At 63.3% G+C, this 22690-nt stretch carries 17 protein-coding genes; 11 read left to right on the forward strand and 6 right to left on the reverse strand.

Annotated elements, in window-relative coordinates:
* Positions 1 to 6: 6 nt before the first annotated feature.
* The 3 genes from F8O05_RS01815 to F8O05_RS01825 all read right to left on the reverse strand — a co-directional run bounded on the left by F8O05_RS01815 (position 7) and on the right by F8O05_RS01825 (position 3829).
* Positions 7 to 1884 carry a thiamine pyrophosphate-binding protein gene (locus F8O05_RS01815; RefSeq protein WP_158051027.1) on the reverse strand — a complete coding sequence of 626 codons (1878 nt, stop codon included), beginning with the start codon at positions 1882 to 1884 and terminating at the stop codon, positions 7 to 9.
* Positions 1885 to 2044: 160 nt separating this feature from the next.
* Positions 2045 to 2854, reverse strand: coding sequence for a cyclase family protein (locus F8O05_RS01820; RefSeq protein ID WP_158051028.1), 810 nt, complete (start codon positions 2852 to 2854; stop codon positions 2045 to 2047).
* Between the two features lie 72 nt (positions 2855 to 2926).
* A complete protein-coding gene (locus F8O05_RS01825) occupies positions 2927 to 3829 on the reverse strand; it encodes a hypothetical protein (protein WP_158051029.1) in 903 nt (300 codons plus the stop codon).
* Between the two features lie 82 nt (positions 3830 to 3911).
* Here F8O05_RS01825 and F8O05_RS01830 point away from each other — a divergent pair, with 82 nt between their 5' ends.
* On the forward strand, positions 3912 to 5036 hold the full coding sequence (locus F8O05_RS01830) for a glycosyltransferase family 4 protein (RefSeq protein ID WP_158051030.1): 1125 nt from the start codon (positions 3912 to 3914) through the stop codon (positions 5034 to 5036).
* Positions 5037 to 5045: 9 nt separating this feature from the next.
* On the forward strand, positions 5046 to 6059 hold the full coding sequence (locus tag F8O05_RS01835) for an HAD hydrolase-like protein (protein ID WP_225735674.1): 1014 nt from the start codon (positions 5046 to 5048) through the stop codon (positions 6057 to 6059).
* Positions 6060 to 6067: 8 nt separating this feature from the next.
* Here the strand turns inward: F8O05_RS01835 and F8O05_RS01840 are convergent, their stop codons facing one another.
* On the reverse strand, positions 6068 to 7441 hold the full coding sequence (locus tag F8O05_RS01840) for a S8 family peptidase (protein ID WP_192496983.1): 1374 nt from the start codon (positions 7439 to 7441) through the stop codon (positions 6068 to 6070).
* 124 nt (positions 7442 to 7565) lie between these two features.
* Between F8O05_RS01840 and F8O05_RS01845 the strand changes: the two genes are divergently transcribed.
* The 8 genes from F8O05_RS01845 (at position 7566) to F8O05_RS01880 (ending at position 18495) form a co-directional block, all read left to right on the forward strand.
* A complete protein-coding gene (locus F8O05_RS01845; RefSeq protein ID WP_192496984.1) occupies positions 7566 to 8414 on the forward strand; it encodes a patatin-like phospholipase family protein in 849 nt (282 codons plus the stop codon).
* A gap of 147 nt (positions 8415 to 8561) precedes the next feature.
* A complete protein-coding gene (locus tag F8O05_RS01850) occupies positions 8562 to 9335 on the forward strand; it encodes an HNH endonuclease family protein (protein ID WP_158051033.1) in 774 nt (257 codons plus the stop codon).
* A gap of 79 nt (positions 9336 to 9414) precedes the next feature.
* The gene (locus F8O05_RS01855; protein ID WP_158051034.1) at positions 9415 to 11463 is read left to right on the forward strand and encodes a DUF2207 domain-containing protein; all 2049 of its coding nucleotides are present in this window, start codon (positions 9415 to 9417) and stop codon (positions 11461 to 11463) included.
* 175 nt (positions 11464 to 11638) lie between these two features.
* Positions 11639 to 13309, forward strand: a complete 1671-nt coding sequence (locus tag F8O05_RS01860) for an ABC transporter substrate-binding protein (RefSeq protein WP_192496985.1) — start codon at positions 11639 to 11641, stop codon at positions 13307 to 13309.
* Positions 13287 to 14348, forward strand: coding sequence for an ABC transporter permease (locus F8O05_RS01865; RefSeq protein WP_158051035.1), 1062 nt, complete (start codon positions 13287 to 13289; stop codon positions 14346 to 14348). Before F8O05_RS01860 ends, F8O05_RS01865 begins: the two co-directional genes overlap by 23 nt.
* The gene (locus F8O05_RS01870; protein WP_158051036.1) at positions 14345 to 15247 is read left to right on the forward strand and encodes an ABC transporter permease; all 903 of its coding nucleotides are present in this window, start codon (positions 14345 to 14347) and stop codon (positions 15245 to 15247) included. Before F8O05_RS01865 ends, F8O05_RS01870 begins: the two co-directional genes overlap by 4 nt.
* A 3-nt stretch (positions 15248 to 15250) precedes the next feature.
* Positions 15251 to 17122: a dipeptide ABC transporter ATP-binding protein gene (locus F8O05_RS01875; protein ID WP_158051037.1), complete on the forward strand. Its 1872-nt coding sequence runs from the start codon at positions 15251 to 15253 to the stop codon at positions 17120 to 17122.
* The gene (locus F8O05_RS01880) at positions 17119 to 18495 is read left to right on the forward strand and encodes an LLM class flavin-dependent oxidoreductase (RefSeq protein WP_158051038.1); all 1377 of its coding nucleotides are present in this window, start codon (positions 17119 to 17121) and stop codon (positions 18493 to 18495) included. Before F8O05_RS01875 ends, F8O05_RS01880 begins: the two co-directional genes overlap by 4 nt.
* 37 nt (positions 18496 to 18532) lie before the next feature.
* Here F8O05_RS01880 and F8O05_RS01885 read toward each other — a convergent pair whose 3' ends face one another.
* Positions 18533 to 19861, reverse strand: coding sequence for an aspartate aminotransferase family protein (locus tag F8O05_RS01885; RefSeq protein ID WP_158051039.1), 1329 nt, complete (start codon positions 19859 to 19861; stop codon positions 18533 to 18535).
* 28 nt (positions 19862 to 19889) lie between these two features.
* On the opposite strand from F8O05_RS01885, the gene F8O05_RS01890 reads away from it, so the two are divergent.
* On the forward strand, positions 19890 to 20939 hold the full coding sequence (locus tag F8O05_RS01890; RefSeq protein ID WP_158051040.1) for a phosphotransferase: 1050 nt from the start codon (positions 19890 to 19892) through the stop codon (positions 20937 to 20939).
* Between the two features lie 112 nt (positions 20940 to 21051).
* Here the strand turns inward: F8O05_RS01890 and F8O05_RS01895 are convergent, their stop codons facing one another.
* Positions 21052 to 22368, reverse strand: coding sequence for an acyl-CoA dehydrogenase family protein (locus tag F8O05_RS01895; RefSeq protein ID WP_158051041.1), 1317 nt, complete (start codon positions 22366 to 22368; stop codon positions 21052 to 21054).
* Positions 22369 to 22690 lie beyond the last annotated feature (322 nt).

Genomic DNA, 22690 nt, shown 5'->3' on the forward strand with positions numbered 1-22690 from the left:
GCTAACTCAGTGCTTCAGCGCCATCGCGAGCCACCAGGACGCTCCCCCGGTGACCTTCGCATCCACAATCAGTGGCTTGCGCAAACCTTGTGCGACGAGCTCGGCCACCGCACCTAGGTCGGCAGTTGTGCGTACCATGACACCGTCGTAGCCGTAACCGCGTGCGATCGCGGCGATATCGGTGTCCGGGAACACCACGGTCTCGCGGGGTTCGGAATCTGGCGTGAAGTGGTAGACCTCGGCGCCGTAGGCGTGGTCGTTGTAAATCACTATCAGCATCGGGATCTCGAGGCGACCGAGCGTCTCCAGCTCTGCGATGCTCATCAGAAAACCACCGTCACCGCTCGCGAGCACCGGCAACCGATCCGGCCTCGCGAGTGCCGCACCAATCGCGGTCGATAGACCCAGGCCTATGGCTTGGAAAGCTTGCGTCATGACATAGGCGTTCTCATCCGGCACGTCGAGGTACATGCTCGGATAGCCCATGAAGTTGCCCGAGTCGATGCTGAGCGTGCGTTCGCGCGGCAGCAGGTCATCCAGCGTGATCGACAGGGTGCGCGGATCGATCCGGTCCGCGGTGCTTTCGTCCTCGTACGGCAGGCCGCGCCACTTCACCTCCGCGGCAATGCGCGCTTTGAGCGCCTCGCTTCGGTAACCGAAGTCGCCGTCCTGAGCCGGTGACGAAACTTCGGTGGATGCGCGGTCGGGTTCAGGCTCGGATGCACCGTCGGTTGCGCGCAACAGCTCGGTCGTCGCGGCTGCCGTGGCAGCAACATCACCAAGGACGGCAAGGTCCACGGGACGCTGTCGTTCGATGCCTGCCGGTTCGATGTCGACTTGCACGATCTTGGTCTCGGGAGCGATCATCTGACCGTGGCGGGTGGTCCACTGATTGAGGGCGGTGCCCCAGCCGACGACAAGATCCGCAGCGCCAATAAGTTCCACCGTGAGTGGGGACGAGAACCCGCCCGCAACGTCAATTGACCAGGGGTTTCCTGCGAACAGGCCCTTTGCGACCGCGCCTTCGCTGAGGAGTGCGCCGGTCTGGTCGGCGAGGGCGACGAGCGCGTCCCTCGCTGCCACACCGCGAGCGCCGCGGCCGGCGATGAAGACCGGGCGCTTAGCGGCGCGTAGCGCGTCGGCGAGATCTTGGACTGCTTCATCGGCGGCGCGTGGTGCGGGGATTGGTTCAACTGGCGTGAGACCGGTGAATTGTGGCTGGCCTTTCGATACGCGCTTCGCGCTACTCAAGGAGCGTTGGGAGGGCTCCGCGCTCCTCAAGGAACGAGAATTCCCCGCACGCTGAGTAGGCGCCGCCGGCGCCGTATCGAAGCGTGCCGCGCTACCCGAAGCCGATCGCTGAGTATGCGCCGCCGGCGCCGTATCGAAGCGCTCCGCGGGGAACTCGGTTTCCTGCACGTCCATCGGCAGGTGGAAGACGACCGTGCGTCGCTCACGCAGCGCAGTCGCGTAGGCACGGCGAGCATCCACAATCGCAGTCTGTGGTGAGCGAAGACGGACGTTTGTCGCCCCGACCGAGGCGGCCAGCGCATCCTGGTCGATAAAGAAATTCGAGGCGGTGTCGGAGGCATCGCCGGTAATCACGATCATCGGCGTGCGGCTCTTGGCGGCCTCGCCGATCCCGGTGACGGCGTTCGTGAGTCCGCAACCGGGATGCAGCGAGACCACCGCGACTTCACCCGAGACCCTCGCGTATGCATCCGCCATCGTGGCCGCACCGCCCTCGTGACGGGCAGCCACGAACTTCACACCACCGTCGAGCAGACCGTTCGTGACGTGATAGTTGCCGCTACCGACGACACCAAAAGCTTGGCGGACGCCGAGCTGTGCGAGTGCGTGGCCGACTGCCTCGCCTACGTTCATCTGGGGTACTCCTGTTCGTGACTGCAGGTTGTCTGAGGACGCGAGTCCGTTTGAATGCACGCGCAGGTGGACGCGCGCGGGCGGATGCGCGCGGGTTCCCGGTGCTGGTGAATACGGGCGGATTCGGGCTACGCGCGCTTCGGGCTACGCGCGCTTCGGGCTACGCGCGCTTCGGGGCGAAGGCGAGCACGCGCGCGGGGCTTGCGGTACCGCCCACGATCGGCAGCGGGCTGACGATAATGACGGCGCCGGTGGTCGGTAGCTTCGCGAGGTTCTGCAGCGAGGTGACGCCGTACTTGTCATTGCCGAGCAGGTAGTAGTGCACCGGCATGGGAGGTTCGAGCGAGAAGCCGTCACCCGCGTCGATGCCGACGGTCTCAACGCCGAAGCCCGCCAGCTCAGTCTCCTCGGCCAGCCACTTCGCGGCCTCGGCGCTTACCCCCGGGGTGTGGCTCTTGCCCTCGTAGAAGTTGAGGAACTGTTCCTCGTCCTGAGCGCGCGCATCCCAGCCGGTGCGGTAGAGCAGCCAGCCGCCCTTGGGCAGCTTGCCGTGCTCGGCCTCCCAAGCCTGGATGTGCTCGATCTCGAGCAGGAAGTCGGGGTTCTCGGCGGCCTCGGCGCTCTTGTCGATCACCACTGCAGGTCCGACGAGCCGCTCGACCGGGATCTGTGACACGTCGTCGCCGTCGCGGCCGCTGATCCAGTGGCTCGGAGCATCCAGGTGCGTGCCAATGTGCTCGCCGATGTGGATGTTGTTGTGTGCCCACAGCGGGCCCGGCTCATCGAATTCGCTGACCTTTTCGAGGCTGAGGTCGATGAGGTTCGCGAAGGGTTCTGGCAGCGTGAGCGTGGGGGTGTTCGGGCTGAGCTTATTCGTGAGGTCGATGATCTCGATGTCGCCGGTGGCGAGGCCGCCGACGAGCCCTGCGAGTACGCCCTGGTCGATGCTGGTGGAGGTTGGTTCGGTCACCCTTGATCCTTTGCTTGTGGCAGACACAACGCTCCTAAGTATGGCGCGGATTCGCCTCGGCGTACGGCGGTGCTACCCAAGTCGCAGGGTGGCGATGAGGGCGCGGCCGCGGGTGCGCAGTTCGAGGTGGTCGATGCGGTAGCCCTTCGGGAGGCCGGAATTGAGGTCAATCGGCTCGCTGAGACGCGCCCGAATCTGCTTGCGGAATACGAGGAGCATCAGCTTCACGAGCGGATTACTCGACCTCAGCTTGAAGTCTTCCACCCGAGCCTTGCCAGTCGAGTTCTCGAGCACCGCATCCACTTCGGCCTTCACCTGAGCCCCAATGAACTTGTAGCCGCCATCGAGCACACCCGTCGCCCGGATGCGCTGCTCGCCACCGCGCGGCCGCTCCACCTCGATGTCGAAGTCGACCTCTTTGATCCGCACCGAATCGTCCTTCGCGGCCCGTTCGGCGAGTTCCCGAGCCAGGGCCCGAGCATCATCGATATCCGCCTGCAGTTCGCCCTGCCCCGAGAATCCCTCGAGTTTGCGCTCGCTCACAGCCAGCCACACATCGCCATTCGCGTCGGTGAGCCAGTCAACCGCGAGATTTTCCAGTTCGAAGGATGCGCTGACCGGCATCGACTCGAGCCTCGCCGGATTCGCGCGCACTGCGACGTGGCTCAGTTCCGCTTCTACCTTCTTTTTGACGGCGGGCCCGAGATCGGGTTGTTGCTCGGATGCTTCGTCCTGCACGGCGAGCGTCACGTTGCTGAAGTCCACGGTGACGGAGGAGATATTTGGCTGCTCGCCAAAGGCTGCAGCCACCCGCTCGGCAATCGGAACCGGCAGTGTCGCACCGTTTTCGGCAAGATCCTTCTCGATCGCTTCGATGATGCGCTGTTTGAGTTCAGCATCGGTCTCGGGGATCGGCCCTTTACCCAATGACACTGCGTCTTTCGGTACCTGGACTGGGGTCATGGCAACGGTCACGGTGAGTCCTCGATCGGCGGGCGGTTCAGTGAGAGTTTATGCCGCGCGCCCCGGGTGAAGGGAGGTCGCTAAGCTCGAGGGGATGCGATTTTTCTTCGATGCGCGGTATATCCGCACCGACTTTCATGACGGGATTAGCCGGTATTCGGCGCAGCTTGGCAACGCTGTGCACGCGCAGTCGCCGGACGAGGTGACCTTCCTCATCCATGACGAGCGCCAGCTCGAGCACCTTCCCACGGGCGCGAAATGGCTGCTCTTCCACTCGAATGAGTCGGCGCTCGAGCCGATCGCGGCCTTCAAACTCAATAACTACCGCCCCGATGTGGTGTTCTCGCCGCTCCAAACCATCGGCACCACCGGCCGCAAGTACAAGGCAATCGTCACCCTGCACGACCTTATTTATTACCGGCACCGCAAACCCCCCACGCACCTGAACCCGCTATTGCGGCTCGGCTGGCGCGCCTACCACCTCACTTACGGCCCGCAGCGGCTCGCGCTCAACGGGGCGGATGCGGTGGCGACCGTTTCCGAGACCACCAAGCGTGAGATTCTTGCGGCCAAGCTCACGAAGCGCCCGGTCGTGGTGATTCCGAATGCGCCGAATGACTTGCGGGCGCTGCTGCCGGAACCCGCAGCGACCGGGCAGACCAACGCAACTGGCCAGACCAAGCCGACCGAGCGCATCCAGAACCTCGTCTATATGGGGTCGTTCATGCCCTATAAGGGTGTGGAGACGCTGATCGCTGGGATGGCGGACCTGCCCGGGCGCGCGCTGCATCTGCTCAGCCGAATCAAGCCCGAACGCCGCCGCGAGCTCGAAGCGCTCGTGCCCGCCGGCGCGGACGTGGTGTTTCACGAGGGTGTGAGCGACGAGGAATACGCGCGACTGCTCGCCAATAACGCCGTGCTTGTGACCGCCTCGCTTGACGAGGGCTATGGGCTGCCGCTCGCTGAGGCGCTCGCGCTTGGCACCCCGGCGGTGGTCACCGACCTCGAGATCTTCCACGAGGTTGCGGGCCCCGGGGCACGCTATTTCGCCCGGGAGGATGCGCGAGACTTCGCCGCGCAGGTCCAGGCTCTGGATGACCCCGAGGTTCGGGCGGCGACGATCGCCGCTGGCCTCAAGCACATGGAGCGATTCACCTGGGAGCGATCGGCGCGCATTCTCTGGGAGACGGCGAGATCTCTCGCAGGAGGGCGCCGGTAGGCTGACTGGATGAGCAATACCGACGCCACCTACGAATCCGGCGACATCACCGGTCCCGTCGACGCGCCACTGCTCGAGGAAGTTGATCCCGAAGCGGAGCGCAAACTGGCGGCACGAGAAGCCGCCGGGCAAGACGCTTTCGCCGAATCCGACCACGATGAGGCCCGCACCGCGACGCTCGAGCGCCACGGTGGGGATGTTGCGCATCCCCTCGACGGCCTGCGCACGCCCACCAAACCGAGCGAACATTTTTCTCCCGCATCCGTGACCGTGGTCCAGCAGCCGCCGATTGCCCCGACCACGCTTTCGCGGCGCATCCAGCCAAAATCGCGACCGATTACCCCGGTCAATATGCCGTTGGGCACCGGGCAGCCGCCGTTCAGCGCGATCCTGTGGGACCTTGACGGCACGATTTCTGACTCTGCCGCGGGCATCATTGAGGCACTGCGGAAGACCTTCGATGTGTTCCGGATGCCAATTCCGAGTGATGAGACGCTGCTGAGTTACGTCGGGCCACCGATCATTGACTCCTTCAAGGCGAACCACCTCGACGACCAGATCGAATTGCTGCACGCGCTCGAAACATACCGTGAAATTCACGAAGAATCGGGCCTTGTGGACTCCCCCGCATTCGCAGGCATGGCGGATCTTGTGCGGTCGGTGCGGCGGGCAGGGATTCCGCAATCCACCGCGACGAGTAAGCCCGAATCACCCGCGAACCGTGTGCTGCGCTACTACGGCATCGCGGATGAGTTTGATTTCATCACCGGCGCGACCGATGACGAGTCGCGGTCGAAGAAGGAAGACGTGGTCGAAGAGGCGCTCCGCCGGCTGCGTGAGAAGGGCGTCGACCTGTCGAACGTGATCATGATCGGCGACCGGTTCTACGACGTACAGGGCGCCGCAGTGCACGGTGTACCGACCATCTATGTGAACTGGGGTTACGGCCACGTCGGCGAGGATGAGGGCGCCGTTGCGGTGGCCTCGAACGCGCACGAGCTGCGTGGGTTGCTGGGGCTGTAGGGCTGCAGCTATTCCTGCCAATATCGGTGCCGTCGGCGACGACGCAGCAAGATGACCACGTAGAGCCCCGTAGCTGCGAGAAACCCCGCGGCTAGAGACACGAGCGTGAGCCAAGGACGCTCAGCGCCAGTGAGATCATCGGGATCAGTGGGGTGCTCCTCCACTGCAGAATCAGTTGCGGGTGTTTCACCGCTGTCGAGCAGCGGGTTGGCGTCGGGAAACTGGGTCGGGTCTGTGCTCAGGAAAGTGCTCGGGTCTAGGAATCCGAACCCTTCAGAATCTGTGCGAGGTAGCGCATCCACATCGAAAGTGCGGGTGCTGCGGATTGCCGCTTGAATGAGCTGGTTGCCGGTCGCATCCGGCCAGGCGGATTGCGCGAGCGCGAAAACCCCGCTCACCCAGGCCGTTGCGGGCGAAGTGCCATGGTCGAGTTCGTATCCCGAGAAGTCGGTTTTGAGCATCCGAATTCCCACGCCGGGCGCGATGAAATCGAGCCCGTCCCCGGTCACTGAGTATGCATCCGGCTGGCCATCTTGATCGACGTTCTCGACAGAGACGACCCCCGGCAGTCCCGACAGCAGATCGAGGCTGTCACTCGATTCGTTTTGCACTGCGACGTTGACCACCAGCCCGGCCTCGAGCGCGAGGTCGATCGCGTTTTGCGCATCCATCGGGGAGTTATAGCTGATCGAGAGATTCAGGATGTCGGCACCCTGCTCGATCGCGTCAGCCACGAGATCGGCAAGCGGCGCGGCGCATTCGTCGACGGCCACATTCAGCACCGCATAGTGCAGGATCGTGGCGTCGGGTGCAACCCCGAGCACGCCCGGTTCCGCGCCGACTCCCTTGCCATTGCCGACGATGAGCGAGGCCATGGCGGTGCCGTGGCGAGCGCGCTCGGAGATCTCAATACCGGTAAAACCGGGACAGACTTCCTCGGTGCGAGGCCGGATATCGGCGTCGGCAAGGTCGGCAACCTCGAGATTGATCGGTGAGTCGATGATCGCGATTGTCACGCCCTGACCGGTGATTCCGGACGCGTGAATATCCGCAAGCTGGGTTTCGGTGAAGTACCAGAGGCCATCGGCTTCGGATGTCGTGGTGGCGTTGGGCTCGTCAAGGCTTGGTTGGATGCGCTCAGGTGCCGCCACGGCCGGGTCGATATCCGCGCCAATCCAAGCCGTCAGCAGCAGCACCGTGGTGAGCCCTGCTGCCCCGATGACACGCGCAATCCTGCGCCGAAACCGCGGCAGTCGAAGCTGAGGCTGATTCCGACGCCGAAGCCGACCGCGAATACCGGGGCGTGCATCCTGCCCGCGCCGTTTCGACCTCTGCCCCGCTGTCAGCACTTCGCCCACTTCCCGACGAACCGCTTTCGTCAAACCTTTAATCCTGAGAGTATCGCCACAATCTTCAGGCTCTGTTTCTACCATCGTGAGATTCCGGAACTTCCCAATCCCTCCCCTGAACAGTCGGGAACGTTCCGGAGCTTTTGGAGATGATTGTTTGACCCACGGCCCCCTCGCCGCAGAGCACCTCTTTCCTTTCGCTTCCCCAGCGCCGGATGAGGACAACCCCATACAAGTCGGCATCGCCCTCGGCGGCGGTGGCGCGCTCGGTGCTGCCCACGTCGGTGTGCTGCAAGAGTTGCACGGTCGCGGGATCCGTCCCGGCATTGTGGCTGGCACCAGCATGGGCGCGATTATCGGCGCCGGCTACGCCGCAGGGGTGCCGCTTTCCGTGCTGTATCAGCAGGCCTCGACCGCAAATATCAGCACGTTCTCGCGGCACATCTTTGGCCGCAAGCCCGAGACCGCACAGCGAAGATTTCCCGATGGACCGGCGCTGCTGAATTCTGATGGCCTGCTGCGCACAATCGAGCAGCTCGGGGGTGATCGCAATATTGAGGAGCTACCGCGCAAGTTCGCGGCCACCGCGACCGACGTGGTCGGCCGTCGGCAGGTCGTCATGACGGAGGGCTCCGTGGCCGAGGCACTTCGAGCGAGCATGGCAATTCCGGCGATCTTCCCGCCGATTCGGAAGGGCAGGCAGTGGCTCTATGACGGCGGGCTCGTAGAGAACCTGCCGATTCGAGCAGCTAAGTCTTTAGGAGCGACGCACGTGATTGCAGTGCGCATCCGCCCCGAACGGCCGGTGCGCAGCATGCGGCCGCTGACCCCGCACGTCTCTGACCTCGAAACTGATCCGACGACGCTCCTCATTTCACCGAAGCTCGACGGATTCTCGCAGTGGTCCTCGAAGCATGTGGATGCGATGGTTGAGGCCGGTAGAGCTGCCGCGCGTGAGGCGATCGCGGAGATTCTGCGGCACCGGGTGCCCGCGCTGCGAGCCTAGAGGTATCTCGCACTCGCTACCCTGGCAGATGACTAGTTTTCTTCTCTGACCGGGAGCACCTTGACCCGACGCACCTCCAACCGAGTCCCCCGCCGCGCAAAAGTTGCCGCGCACGCTGAACGTGCGCTGTACTCCGCAGCAGACTCTATGACTGAAATTCACCGCAGCGCCACCAGCAGCCGCACCCGGCCGCGAGCGCTTGCCCGCGTTGTTGCACCGCTCAGCCTGGTCGCACTACTGCTGACGGGATGCTCGGCCGACTTGGGCAACGACGCCGAAACCCCCGACGGCGCGCTGCCAATACTGTCGCAGTCGGTGACCGAAGCGGGCGAGGATGGAGAGACGCAGGTTGATGACTCCCTCGCAGACACCGCCCTCGAGGTGCTCGACACGATTCCGGTGGCGCCGAAGACGGAGTGGGACGGCTACTTCCAGCGGGCCGAATACTTCGGCGATGGCTGGGCCGACCTTGACGGCGATCGCTGCAATACCCGACAGGAAATGCTCGCCGAACAGCTTGAAGAAGTCGAGCTCAACCGCGACGGCTGCCGAGTCGACTCGGGTGTGCTGCACGACCCGTATACGGGCGAAACTGTGGAGTTCATCCGCGGCCAGGGCACAAGCGATGACGTACAGATCGACCACGTGGTCGCGCTCTACAACGCCTGGCGCACCGGAGCGCAAGACCTCACACAGGAAGAACGTCTCCAGCTCGCAAACGATCCGCTCAACCTCCAGCCGACGGTCGACTGGGCGAACGATGAGAAGGAATCGAGCGATGCATCCCAGTGGCTGCCGCCGGACGAGTCCTATCACTGCACCTACGTCGCCCGGCAGATCGTAGTGAAAGCAAACTACGGGCTGTGGGTGACCGAGGCCGAAGACGAGGCCATGCGCGAGGTACTCGCCGACTGCAACTAGGCATCCGCGCGCACTCGATGTGCAGATTGCGCCGAGATCAGGCCTTTAGGCTGGGGCGCACGCAACCGGAGGGAATGCCGTGCATCACCAGCTCACTCGCCGACCGACATCGATCCCCGCGCTGCTCTTCGCGCTCGTACTAGGCGTGCTCGTTTTGGCAGGATTATTTGCGGCCGGGCCCGCCACGCACGCACTCGCAGCAACGGGGGCGGCAGCAGGCTCTGCGGCTAGCTCGGCAGCCTCGACAGTCAGCCCGGCCGCAGAGACAATTGCACTCCCTGCCACCGAAACCGCAGCAAATTCTGCCCCCGGCGTGAAGCAACTCGCCGCGGGTTCGGTCGATGACTTTGAGTTCCTGAGCTGGGATTCCGAATGGCAGGTGGGCATTGAGACCACTCCCGGTGGCAAGGACCGCTCCTACGCTGAAGTGACCGAAACGATCGTCCCGGTCTTCCCCGAGCAGGACCAGAACCGCGGCATCATCCGCACGGTGCCGCTGGCGATCGGTGATGGCCGGATGGAAGCCTCCGACGTTGATGTTCGCGATGAAGACGGCAACGAGGTGGAGTTCGACAGCGACGTATCCGGTGGCGAACTGGTCGTCGAAATCGGTGATGACGAATACGTACACGGCGAACAGACCTATGTGCTGACCTACACGCTGCACGATGTTATTGCTGACCTGGGGAATCCCGAGGTGCAAGAGTTCTATGCCAATCTGCTGCCGACGACCCGCGCCCAACCCATCGGAACGTTTTCCGCCCGGGTCACCCTGGCGCCAGAGCTGGCAGAAAAGACCGTGGGCGAAGCATCCTGCTACCTCGGTGACGTCGGCGCGACCGAACCCTGCGAGGTGACCATCGATGGTTTGACCTATGACTTGAACCCCGGCGCGATGCCGCCGGATGAGACCGTGACGATCAATATTGGTTTTGAGCCGGGCACTGTTCCGCAGCTGTCGCTACTCGATCGGATCGGTTGGTTCCCGCTCGTGGTGGCGTTCGTGCCACCGGTTGGACTGGTGGTGAGCCTTGTGTTCTTGGTGCTGCAGTGGCGCAAGTCGCGGCATACCCGCGGCGGTGTTGTGGTCTCGCAGTACGAGCCGCGGGCGGATCTGCCGCCGCAGCTCGCCGCCCAGGTGATTCCGTCCCTGTCGCTGCAGGCCTTCCCCGCGAGCATCCTTCATGCTGCGGTGAAGGGTGCCCTAAGAATCGAAGAGTCGGTGGATGCGCCCGAGCAGCCGGTCGCAGGAACCACCGCGAAGCTTCGGGCCCCACAGCTTCGGCGGCTTTCGGGCGGAGCCAGCCTGCATCCGGTCGAGCGACAGTTTGTCGACGAGGTGTTATTTGCGGATGCGGGCTATGGTTCGAGCGCGGATGCTGGTCAAGGCTCAGTTACTGATGCGGATTCGATCGGTGAACCCGTACCGCTGGCTGGCAATGCGGCAATCGGCGAGGCCTATACCGAGTTCGGTAAGGACGTGCAGAATGCTGCTGCGGATGCCGGTTTCTTGGCAAAGTCGCCCGTCGCGACGGCGTGGAAGAACCGGACAATCTGGGTCACCATAGTCAGTCTGGTCGTCGCGATTGCGGCATTCATCATCCTCGTGATCGTCAACGGTGGTGGCCTGATGGCGCTGACAGCCGGGTTGTTCTTCGCGTTTGTGGCGGTGCTGGTGATCAGTGCGCTGCTGCCCACGAAACTGCGCACCGCCGAGGGCGCCGCAGCCTATGACCATCTGCGGGGCCTGCGTGACTACATCAAGCTGTCCGAAGCGGATCGCATCCGCGCGCTGCAATCGACCGACACCGCCGAACGCATCGACGGTCCAACCGGCGAAGCGCGCATCATTGAGGTCTATGAGCAGCTGCTGCCCTATGCGGTCTTGTTCGGGCTCGATCGCAAGTGGGCAAAGGAACTGCAGGCGCACTACGAAGCCGCCGACAGCACACCCTTCTGGCTCTATGGCTACCAGCCGGTGATGTTCGGTGCCGCGATGACGCACGTCAAGCAATCGGCCCACGCCGCGATGCCCGCCAGCTCGGGCGGCGGTGCCTCTTCGAGCGGTTTCGCCGGCGGTGGCTTCGCCGGTGGTGGCGCCGGCGGCGGTTCGGTAGGTGGGCGTTAGGCCTTAATACCCGCATGCTGCTCATTTCGCAGCACATTAATCTTTGTGACGTCGTGAAGCGACATCCACAGTCATGGAAGGATGCACGATGTAGCGCCAAGTAATCCTCGCTGTTCACCGTCTGTTTTGGTTTTTACGGTTGACCCACTCAACCCACACGACAGAAGGACCGAGGATGTCCCGAACACCACCCGCGCCAACCAGGCGGACACTGACACAGCGGATTCTCCATCCCGCGACCGCATTTGCCGCGCTCGCGACCATGTCGATGACCGCCTGTGCCGGCACCGGTGCGGTCGCATCCGGCACCGGTGAGCGCGTCGAAGACGGCACCATTGTGTATGCCCACCAGCAAGAGCCCGACTGCATTTTTGGTGGCTGGATCGAGCAGTCCTATATCTCCTACAACGTGCTCGACAGTCTCTTTGCGCTGGACGAGAACGGCGAGGCAGTCCCTTGGCTCGCGAGCGGTTGGAAGCTTTCGGAGGACCGGCTCACCTACACAATCACCGTCGAGCCAGGCAACGAGTTCACCGACGGCACCCCTGTGGATGCCGAGGCCATTGCCTACAACTTCAACTACTGGGCCGAGGGCGGCAACAGCACCGCACTCGCGTGGCTCGGTGGATATTACGAATCCACCGAGGTCATTGATGAGCACACACTCGCCGTCCATCTCTCCCAGCCGTATCTGAAATTCATCGAGAACCTCACGCAGGGGTACTTTGGTATTCAATCGCCACAGGCACTTGAGACTCGCACCGAGGAAGAGAACTGCGAGGCACCGATCGGTTCGGGCGCATTCGTGGTCGACGAGTGGAATCGCGGCGAGAACCTCGTCCTTGTGCGCAATGAAAACTACACCTCAGCGCCAGCGAATGCTGACCATGACGGTCCCGCTTACGTCGAGAAAATCGACTGGCGGTTCGTCCCCGAGGGCGTCACTCGGGTAGCCGCCTTACGTTCTGGTGAGGTGGATGCGATCTACGACATTCCCGCAATCGAATGGTCGGGCTTGGAAGACTCCGGCTACGAGCTCCAAAAGTACGTCACGGGTGGTCGCCCGCAGCAGATTTCGCTCACGACAACTCAGGGCCCGTTCGTGGACGAAAACGTTCGCAAGGCCTTCATCTACTCGCTCGACCGGCAGAGCGCAGTCGAAACTATCGGCCAGGGCGTGATCCCGTACGAGGGTAACGGCGGTGTGAGCCAGTCGACTCCCGGCTACAGCCAGGATGCGGCTGACTACTACAGTTACGACCCGGTCGAGGCGATCAAGCTGCTCGAAGCATCCGGCTGGTCTACGGTGAACGCGGATGGCTACCGCGAAAAGGACGGCGAGCTCCTCGAGATCGACATTCCTTACGGTGCCGGCTCAATCATTAATGCCGATGGTGCATCGATTCTGCAGGCGCTGCAGGAACAGGCGAAGGCCACCGGCTTCAAGGTCAATCTGATTCCGGTGCCGCAGGGCGAGTTTTTCGCGGGTGCCTACTCCACCGCCGAAGAACGGGATGCCTACCCCGGCTACTGGACCGCGATCAACGGCGGCATTCTCTACATCAACTGGCGGCAGCACACCGAGGCATGGCCGAATTACGCGAACTCCGCGTTCTACAACAGCGAGGAGCTCGAGAACCTCATTCTCGCGGGCAACTCGGCGCCCGACCAGGAAACCCAGGATGCGTATTACGCCCAGGCCCAGGAATACATCGCCGAGCATGCGCTGTCCTTCGGCATCTACGACAGGCTGAGCACCCTCGGTGTCAACCCGCGACTGCAGGGAGTGAAGCAGGAGCACGCACAGGGAGGACCGACGTTCCATGACGCCTACTTCGTCGAATAAGTCAGTCGTGACGGCACCGGTCGAGCAGCCGCAGGCTGTCGCGGAGGATGCTCAGGTCATCGAATCGACACAGCGGGCGACCCGCGCTGCCCGTCGCCGCATCCTCACCCGTCGACTCCTCGGTTCGCTCGGTGGCGCGGTCATCGTGCTCTGGGGCTCCGCATCCCTCGCGTTTCTCGCGCAGCTCGCGCTGCCGGGAGACCGAGCGACCGCGATCTTGAATATCCGTTCCGGTCAGGTGCAGGCGCGCACTCCCGAAGAACTCGCGCCGATCAATGAGCAGTTCGGGCTCCAAAACCCCATTGTTGTGCAGTATTTCGATTATCTTGCCGGGCTTCTGCGCGGCGAGCTGGGCACGTCCTATCTGCAATTCAAACCGGTCTGGGACGTGATTGGCGAACAGCTGGGTGCGACCCTCGCGCTTACGGTGACTGCAATCCTGCTGTCTTGGCTACTGATGATCGTCTGGGTCACGCTGACCGCGGGCCGCAGCCCGCGGCTGCGCGAGTTTGGTTCGGCGATCGACACGCTCACCGCGGGCCTGCCGCAGTACTGGCTCGGCATTCTGCTGCTGCTCGTCTTTGCCTTCCAACTCGGCTGGTTCCCGGTGATGGGCGGTTCGGGGGTGGATGCGCTGCTGCTGCCGGCACTCACCCTCGCGATCCCGCTGGCGGGGTTCATGGGCCAGGCAGTGCGCACCGAGTTTGAGCGGACGCTCGAACAGCCCTTCGTGTTGAGCGCGCGGATGCGCGGCATGAGCGATCTGCAGATCCGGCTGTCACACGTGCTCCGACACGCATCGCTGCCCGCGATCACCCTCACCGGCTGGGCGCTGGGCGCCACTATCTCCGGCGCGGTCATCGTGGAATCGGTGTTCTCCCGTCCCGGAATTGGCAAGACCCTCATCGACGCGGTGGGGTCGCGCGACCTGCCGGTGGTGACCGGGGTGGTGGTGCTTGTGGCCGCAATCTACGTGCTCGCCAATCTCCTGGTGGACCTGCTCTACGCACTTATCGACCCGAGGTTGAAGACATCATGACCACTCCCGACACATCCACTCGCCCTGCATCCGATCTGCCTGAAGCAAGCCCCGCCGCAGCAACTCCGCAGCGGGCCAGGTGGCAGACAACGCTCCGTCAGGTGCGTTGGAGCCCGGTCGCAGCCAGCCTCGCACTGTTGTTCTTTGCCACGGCACTGCTGATCCCATCGCTCTTAGCCACCTATAGCCCCACCGAAGTCGACTTCGCGAGGGCACTGCAGACGCCGTCCTGGCATCACTGGTTCGGCACGGATGAATCCGGCCGGGATCTCTACAGCCGCGTGATCTACGGGACGCGCGAGTCACTACTGATCGGGGTCGGGGCCGCGGGTCTCGCTCTCGCCCTCGCGGTGCCGCTCGGCGCGGTCGCCGCACTCAGCGGCCGATTCCTGGCCGCCACCATCGACCGCCTCATTGAGACGATCTTCGCCTTCCCTCTACTGCTGCTAGCGCTGCTCGTCGTGGCGATTCTCGGCCCGAGCGCCCTCACCGGCGTCATCGCAATCGGTCTCAGCACCGCTCCTGGATATGCCCGGATGGTGCGCGGGCAGATCCTCGCCGCCAAGCATGCCGGTTATGTCGAAGCAGCCCTCGCCCTCGGGCACAGCCGCTGGCAGATCATCCGCCAGCACATTCTGCCGAATGCCATGCGACCGCTGGTTGCCATTTTCACGATGGCCATCGGCCAGTCCATCGTCTGGGCCTCGGGGCTCGCTTTCCTCGGATTGGGCGTCGCCCCTCCCTCACCGGAGTGGGGTGCGTTGCTGGATGCTGGCCGCAGCTATGTCTTCCAGGCTCCTTGGCTGACCTTCATTCCGGGTCTCGTCATCCTCGTGCTCGCGCTGTCCGCCACGGTCCTCGGCAAGCACATTCAAACTCATCTCGAATCGGGAGACTGACCAATGACCGCAACTGAAATTTCTACCGTGCCGGTCGGAGAACCATCGGTGACGGAAGCATCGAGAACCGAAACGCGATTCCACTCCGGGGAGGGGAACTCGGGTACCGGCGCCCCGCGACTTCGCGTGGAGCACCTCAACGTCGGTTTCGCCACTCGCGAGGGCGTACGTCCTGTGGTTCGCGACCTGTCCTTCAACTTGCACGCCGGAAAGTGCGTTGCCATCGTGGGTGAGTCCGGCTCCGGGAAAAGCGTCACCGTCCGCACCCTCGTGGGTCTCACCGGCAACGGCGCGATAGTCACCGCGGACCATCTCCAACTCGGCGACGTCAACCTGCTCACGCAGTCTGCCGCATCCTGGCGTCGGCTGCGCGGCCGTCGTATTGGATTCATCCAGCAGGATGCATTGGTTTCGCTCGATCCGCTCCGTCACGTCGGTCGCGAGATCGAAGAACCGCTCCGGCTGCACGGCTGGCGCGACCGAGCATCCCGCAGGCAAAAGGCGATCGATCTGCTTGCCAGCGTGGAGGTGCCCAACCCCGAGCTGCGTGCCCGCCAGCGGTCCGGAGAGCTCTCGGGAGGTCTCAGACAGCGCGCGCTAATCGCTTCGGCGGTGGCATTGGACCCCGAGATCGTGATTGCGGATGAGCCAACCACGGCGCTCGATGTGACCGTGCAGGCCCAGGTGCTTGCCCTGCTCGCCGATATGAAGCGCCGCGGTTCTTCGCTCGTGCTCATTAGCCACGATCTCTCCGTGGTCGCGAACCTCGCCGACGAAATTTTGGTGCTGCGCGGTGGTGAAGTGGTTGAACAGGGTCCGGCCACCGAAGTACTAGAACGACCCCAGCATCCCTACACTCGTCGCCTCATTGATGCCGTCCCGGGCGGCCACACGCGTGGCGAACGACTCGCACCGCAGGATGAGTCCGCACCGAAACTCGCGCTGAAGACGTCCCCACGAGGCGTTTCCCTTGCGAGTTCCGAGCAGGGCAGCGCTGGCGACCACGCTGGCGATCACCCTGAGGTCGTCCTGCACGCTGATCGGTTGCGGAAAACCTTCACGGCCGCAGATGGAACACCGACGATCGCGGTCAACGATGTCTCGTTCACCGTTCGCCGCGGTGAGACGCTCGGCATCGTTGGCGAATCCGGATCGGGGAAAAGCACCACCGCACGTATCGCCTTGGCGCTTGAAACTGCCGACTCCGGCGACGTCGAACTCCTCGGCGAACCCTGGCTGCGCATCCCGGAGAAGCGGCGACGTCGCCTCCGCAACCGAATTTCGGTGGTCTATCAGGACCCGTTGAGCTCTTTCGACCCGCGCTGGAACACCGAACGCATCCTGCTCGACGCGATTCCGCGCGCGGACTGGCCGAGCCTTGCCGAGCGAAAAACTCGCGCCCGGGAATTGCTGCGACAGGTGGCACTGCCCGAGGAAGTCGTGCAGCGTTCTCCGCTGCGGCTTTCGGGGGGACAACGGCAACGCATCGCGATTGCCCGAGCGCTCGCGCCCTCCCCCGATCTGATCGTGCTCGATGAGGCGGTGTCTGCGCTGGATGTGTCGGTGCAAGCCCAAATCCTTGACCTGCTGGTCGATCTGCAGCGCGAATACGGCCTCAGCTACCTGTTCATCTCGCACGATCTCGGGGTGATCCACCACATGAGTGACCGGACCCTCGTGATGAAGCACGGACACGTGGTCGAAGCCGGTGATTCCGAACAGATCTTCACCGCCCCGCAGCATCCATATACCCAAGAGCTGGTGGCTTCGCTCGCCACGCTCGAAGTCAATACTGCCAAGACGCCAACTCACAACGAAGTACCCAACAGCGAAGTAGTCAACAACACCGCATCGACCGAAGGAGTCTCCGAATGAATCAGCCACTGCACTTCAACGCGTTCGTCATGAACACAAACTCCCACATCCAGCACGGTCAATGGCGCCGCCCAGACGCCGAACAGGTGAACTTTGAGGACGTCGACATTTGGATAAACCTCGCTAAGCTCCTCGAGGAAGCGAAATTCGACTCGCTGTTCTTCGCCGATGTCACCGGCCACTACGGTGACGCCGATGCCGACTATGAGGTCTACACCAGGCACGGCCTGCAGATTCCGAGTAACGACCCCACGGTGTTGCTCGGCGCGCTCGCGGTTGTGACCGAGAATATTGGCCTCGCTCTCACCTCGAATGTGGTGCAAAACCATCCCTATAACTTCGCTCGACAGATCTCGACACTCGACCACATCTCCCGCGGCCGAATCGCGTGGAATATCGTCACCGGCCTGCAGGACAACGGCGCTCGAAACTTTGGGCTGCCGCAGCTGACCGATCACACGGAGCGATACCGCTGGGCCGAGGAATACGTCGACGTCGTCTACAAGCTCTGGGAGGGATCGTGGGATGAGGGTGCATTGCTGAAAGACAAGGAACGCGGCATCTACGCGGATGTGTCGAAGATCCACAAGATCTATCACGAAAGTGAGCGCTACCGCGTTGAGGGCCCGCACCTTCCCTCACCTTCGCCGCAGCGCACGCCGCTGCTGTTCCAGGCGGGTTCTTCTACCTCGGGTCGCCAATTTGCGGCACGCAATGCGGAAGCCACCTTCATCATTTCGCCGTCACCGGAAATCGCGAAACTGCAGATCGACCAGACGCGTCAGCTTGCGGTGGCCGAAGGCCGGCTGCCTGGCGACATCAAGTTCTTCCAGGGGCTGAGCTTCGTCATCGGGGATACCGAGGTTGAAGCGAATGAGAAAGCCAACGAATACGAGCGCTGGTCGAGCAGCGAGGGATTCCTCGCACACAACACCCTGGTCGATCGGGACGGCCGCGTCTACCCCGCCGACACCCCACTTAAGGACATCGAGACGAACACCGCGCGCGGCTTCCTCGAATGGACTAGCAAGTCGATTACGGACCGGGAACCTGTAGTCGGCGACATCGCCCACCGACTCGTGCAGAACAACCGCGTGGTCGGAACCCCCGAGCAGATCGCGGACCAGCTCGAAGTATGGCAGGCTGCGGGCGTCGACGGGATCAACGTCATCAACTGGGTGATTCCGGGATCATTCGAAGAGTTTGCCGACAAGGTGCTTCCCGTGTTGCGCGAGCGGGGCCTCGCGCAATCCGAGTACGCTCCGGGCCCGCTGCGCGAAAAGCTCTTCGGTCAGCCACGCCTCAACGAACGTCACCCCGCAACAAAGTACCGCGGTGCCTTTGCGCCTCAGACGATAGGCCAGCCGGCGTAGGCCTTTCAACGAGCAAGTGACTGCGCGGGCGGTGTCATCACTGCCCGCGCAGTACGCGCTCGAGGGTGTCGAGGAGTTGCTCGGCATTGGTCTTGTCAAACACGAGCGGTGGGCGGATTTTCAGCGCCGCGGCAGCGGGGCCGGATGCGCTGATCAGCACACCCTCGTCGCGCATCCCGTTGACGACCCGGGCCGCGAGCGCCGCATCCGGCTGGCCCTGCGCATCCGCAAATTCCATTGCGAGGAAGAGCCTGGCACCACGCACGTGCAACACCCGGTCATCCGTCGTGCCGATCCGCTCGAGGCCCTCCAGAAGCATCCCACCAACTTTAGCCGCGTTCTGGCGAAGGCCTTCCTGCTCAATCACGTCGAGCACGGCGCCGGCCGCGGCGATACTCACCGGGTTGCCGCCGAAGGTGTTGAAGTAGCGGATTTCCTCGCCAAATTTCTGCTGTGCTGCCGCCGTGCCGACCAACGCTGCGATCGGGATGCCGTTACCCATGGGCTTACCGAGCACCGCCAGATCGGGCACGAGTCCGTGTCGCTCGAAGCCCCACCAATTGCCGGTGCGACCGAAGCCGGGCTGTACCTCATCGGCGATGTAGAGACCGCCAGCGTCGTGCACGAGGTCGACGAGCGGGGCGAGGAAACCGGCCGGTTCTACCTGCACGCCGTCGCTCGAAAGAATCGAATCGAGGAGAATCGCGGCGACTCCCGCTCCCGAGGCTTCGAGTTTCGCGATCGCCGCGCGCACATCCGCTTCGAGCTTGGCGGCGACCTGGTCGGCAGAAGTCCGGGCGGTGTCGATAGAGGGGATCGTCACTACATCCTCGCCGAGCGGATTATTCGGGCCGAGCGAAGGCGAGACCCCCGCTGCTGCGACGGTGGTGCCGTGGTAGGCGTGCTCGGAGATGATGAGCCCGCGGTTCCCGGTCGCGTAACGCGCCGTGCGAATCGCAAGGTCGATGGCCTCGCTGCCCGTGCAGGTGTAGGTGACACGGTCGAGCTCGTCGGGGAACGTCGCGAGCAGTCGCTCTGAGTATTCGACCACCGTTTCGGTGAGATAGCGCGTGTGAGTGTTGAGCGTCGAGAGCTGTTTCGTTACCGCCTCAGTGACAGCCGGATGACTGTGGCCGATCACCGGAACGTTGTTGTACGCATCCAGATAGTCTCGCCCGTCAAGACCCTTGAGCCACACGCCCTTGCCGCCCTCAATCGCGACGGGTTCGCGGTAAAAGAGGCGATAGGACGGCCCGAGCACGCGGTCGCGCCGCTCGAGGAGCTTTGCGGTTTCGGGGTTCAGATCGACATCTTCGTTGGGGTCGAAGCCCATGGCCATATGAACTCGGGAGGGAGTTGTAGACATAACAACGATTCTGCCGCAGACTGCCTGGATGCCCGATAACACTGTCGCCCCGGAAGTGCTCTCGCTCGACACCGAACAGGTGCGCAAGATCCTGCTGCAGACATTTGGTGTGGCTGCGCTCGAGCTGCGTGCGATGCAGAGCGAGCTCGCAACCGTGTACCGGGTGGATTCGGCCGACGGGCGCAGGCTCGCGTTCAAGGCTTCGCGGTATTCGGATGCCGAACTCGCCATCGCGCGCTGGCGCACCGGCGCGATGGTGCGGTTGCAGGAGCGTGGGGTCCCGGTGGGGCGGGTGTTCGCTGTGCGTGCGGATGCAGGTCCCGAAGCTGGTGCCGACCTCGCGGTTGTCGAGACCGAAGCGGGGCAGGCAATCGTGCAATTGACCGAGTGGTTAGAGGGAACGCCGCTCGATTCGTTGCAGCCTTCCTCTGAATTATTGCGAGACGTTGGCCGCGTGGCCGCAACCGTGAGCGAGGGGCTCAAGGGTTGGCCGAAGCCACCCCAGCCGATTGCGCACCCGTGGGAACTCACCCGAACACTTGAGACGCTTGCAGCCACCATGCCTGCGGTGAGCCATGACTCGGTTATCTGGACGATCCTCGAAACCGCGTTTGGGCGGTTTGCCGAGCACGTCGCGGACAAGCTCCCCTCGCTTCCCCATCAGGTCGTTCACCACGATCTGCACGACTCGAATCTGCTGGTGACCGGGGACTCTGTCACCGGAGTTCTCGATTTTGGTGACATGGTGTGGGCACCCCGCGTGGCAGAACTGGTCGTCGCTGGAGCGTATGCGAGTCGTCGATCTCCCGACCCGGTCGCCGCATTGCTGGACGTGGTCGCCGGGTGGGGTAACCGAGTACCGCTCACTGCGGCGGAATCCGACGTGGTCTTTGACTCGGTCGTGGCTCGGCTCGCGGTAAACCTCAGCGTCTGGACGGCTCGGCTCGCGAGTGACCGGGGCGAGTACGCACAGGCCAGATCGGCTGGGGTCGTGCCGGTTCTGAATGCATATTTAGCTGCCGATCGTCCTGCAGTGATCAACGAAATCCGGAGGTGGCTCGGCCCCGCAAAAAATTAGGCCGCAGGGAAGGCCTCCATGGCTATATAACCACGGACCCTCCGCGTGCGGCTTAATTTTCTGGCGCCCGCGCATTGTCCAGATAGCTAGGCTCGCGTCGACGCGCGCGGCGCTACTTAGCGTCCTTCTGCGCGCCGATCGCCCAGGCGTAGGGCAGCTCAGTACCGTTGATCGCCCAGTCGCCGACAATGCGTTCCTTGAAGATCACCGGGTTGTGCGAGGAGACAGTGCGGGCGTTGCGCCAGTAGCGGTCGAGCTTCTTCGCGTCCGAAGCGGCTGAAGCACTGAGCGCATTGAAGAGCTTGCTGGTTGCGTCGAGCGCGAGGTCGATAATGACAATCTGTCCCTGCGCCGACTCGAGTTCGGCGCGCTGGTTGATCTGCTTCTCGACTTCTGCGTCCCCGATAAATCGTGCGAGGTAAGCCTCCTGCGATGACTCCGTCGCGCGCACCGCGATCCCGAGCGCCGCGAAACCCTGTGAAGTCGCGCGGCCCACGACCTGCTGCACGAGCGGATCCTGGCTCCACTGCGGGCTCGAACCGTGGCTGAATACGCGCTTGCGAGCAGCGGCCTGCTGCGCGAACTCGTTCGCCGCAGCCTGCACAATGCCGGCAAGAGTCGCGAGGTGCACAAGCTGGTAGAAGGCAGTCTGGTAGCGGAAGCGTTCGGTGAACACAGTGATTTCTTCCGCCGCGACTGCGGCATTGGTGAACACGGTCGTACCGCTACCGGTGGTGCGCTGACCAAAACCATCCCAGTCATCGCTGATTTCCACGCCCGGCTGGTGCCGGTTCACGAGCGCGATCACCGGCTCGTCATCCGAGTCGCGCCCCGCATACACATCAAGCCAGTCGGCGTAGATGCTGCCGGTGGTGTAGAACTTCGCGCCGTTGACGACGAGGCCCTCCGAAGTCTCAGTCACCCGCGTAGCAATGTCGCCCACCTTGACCTCGCCGACTTCAGTCCACGCGTTGCCGATGGTCTCCCCCGCAACAAACCGCGCAAACCAGTTCGACTGGTCACTCGTGGCGTGCTGGTTCAAGCGGTCTTCCACGAACGCAAAGTGGCCGCGCAGCGCCTGAGTGATATTTGAGTCGGCAGCCGCGAGCTCCGCGAGCAGTTCGATCAGCTGCGGCAGGGATGCACCGTCACCGCCATATTTGCGCGGCACCCGCACGGCGCCAAAACCGGCACGCTTGAGCCAGTCGATCTCGCCGTAAGGCAGCCGACGCTCCTTCTCACGGTCGACCGCAGTGGCGGCAATCTTCGCGAAAATCGGGCGATACTTCGCCGCAAGCGCCTCATAGTCGGCACCGAGCGAGAGTTCTTCCCGTGTTTCCTCCGGGAGCCGGGCGGCTAGGCCAGCGATGGATGCGGCGGCCGGGAAGCGATCAAGTTCGGTGGTCTGGGTGGTCGTTGCGAACGTCATTAGCGGTCCTTTCGAATGGCGGGAAGCGCAGGGCCTCGAGAAGCACTGGGCCTCGACAAGCACAGGGCCTCGAGAAGTTCACTGCCTCGTGGAATGCCTCGAGCCGTGCTCATGCTGCTGTGCGAAGAAAGTTACGCAGGCCCACGGATCCTGTCATCCCTTTGTGTTGAAGCATGACGCGAAGTTACTTCGCAGCGTCACACGGCGTTAATCGACGTCATGTTGCACGGTGCCCGTTGACCTGAGCACGTCTCGACAGCCAGATTTCTCGGCAAGCAATTCCGCTTCCAATCCCGACGCGCACAACCGTGTGCCGCGCCGT

This window comes from Gulosibacter chungangensis (genome assembly GCF_008831155.1).
Lineage (GTDB): Bacteria > Actinomycetota > Actinomycetes > Actinomycetales > Microbacteriaceae > Gulosibacter > Gulosibacter chungangensis.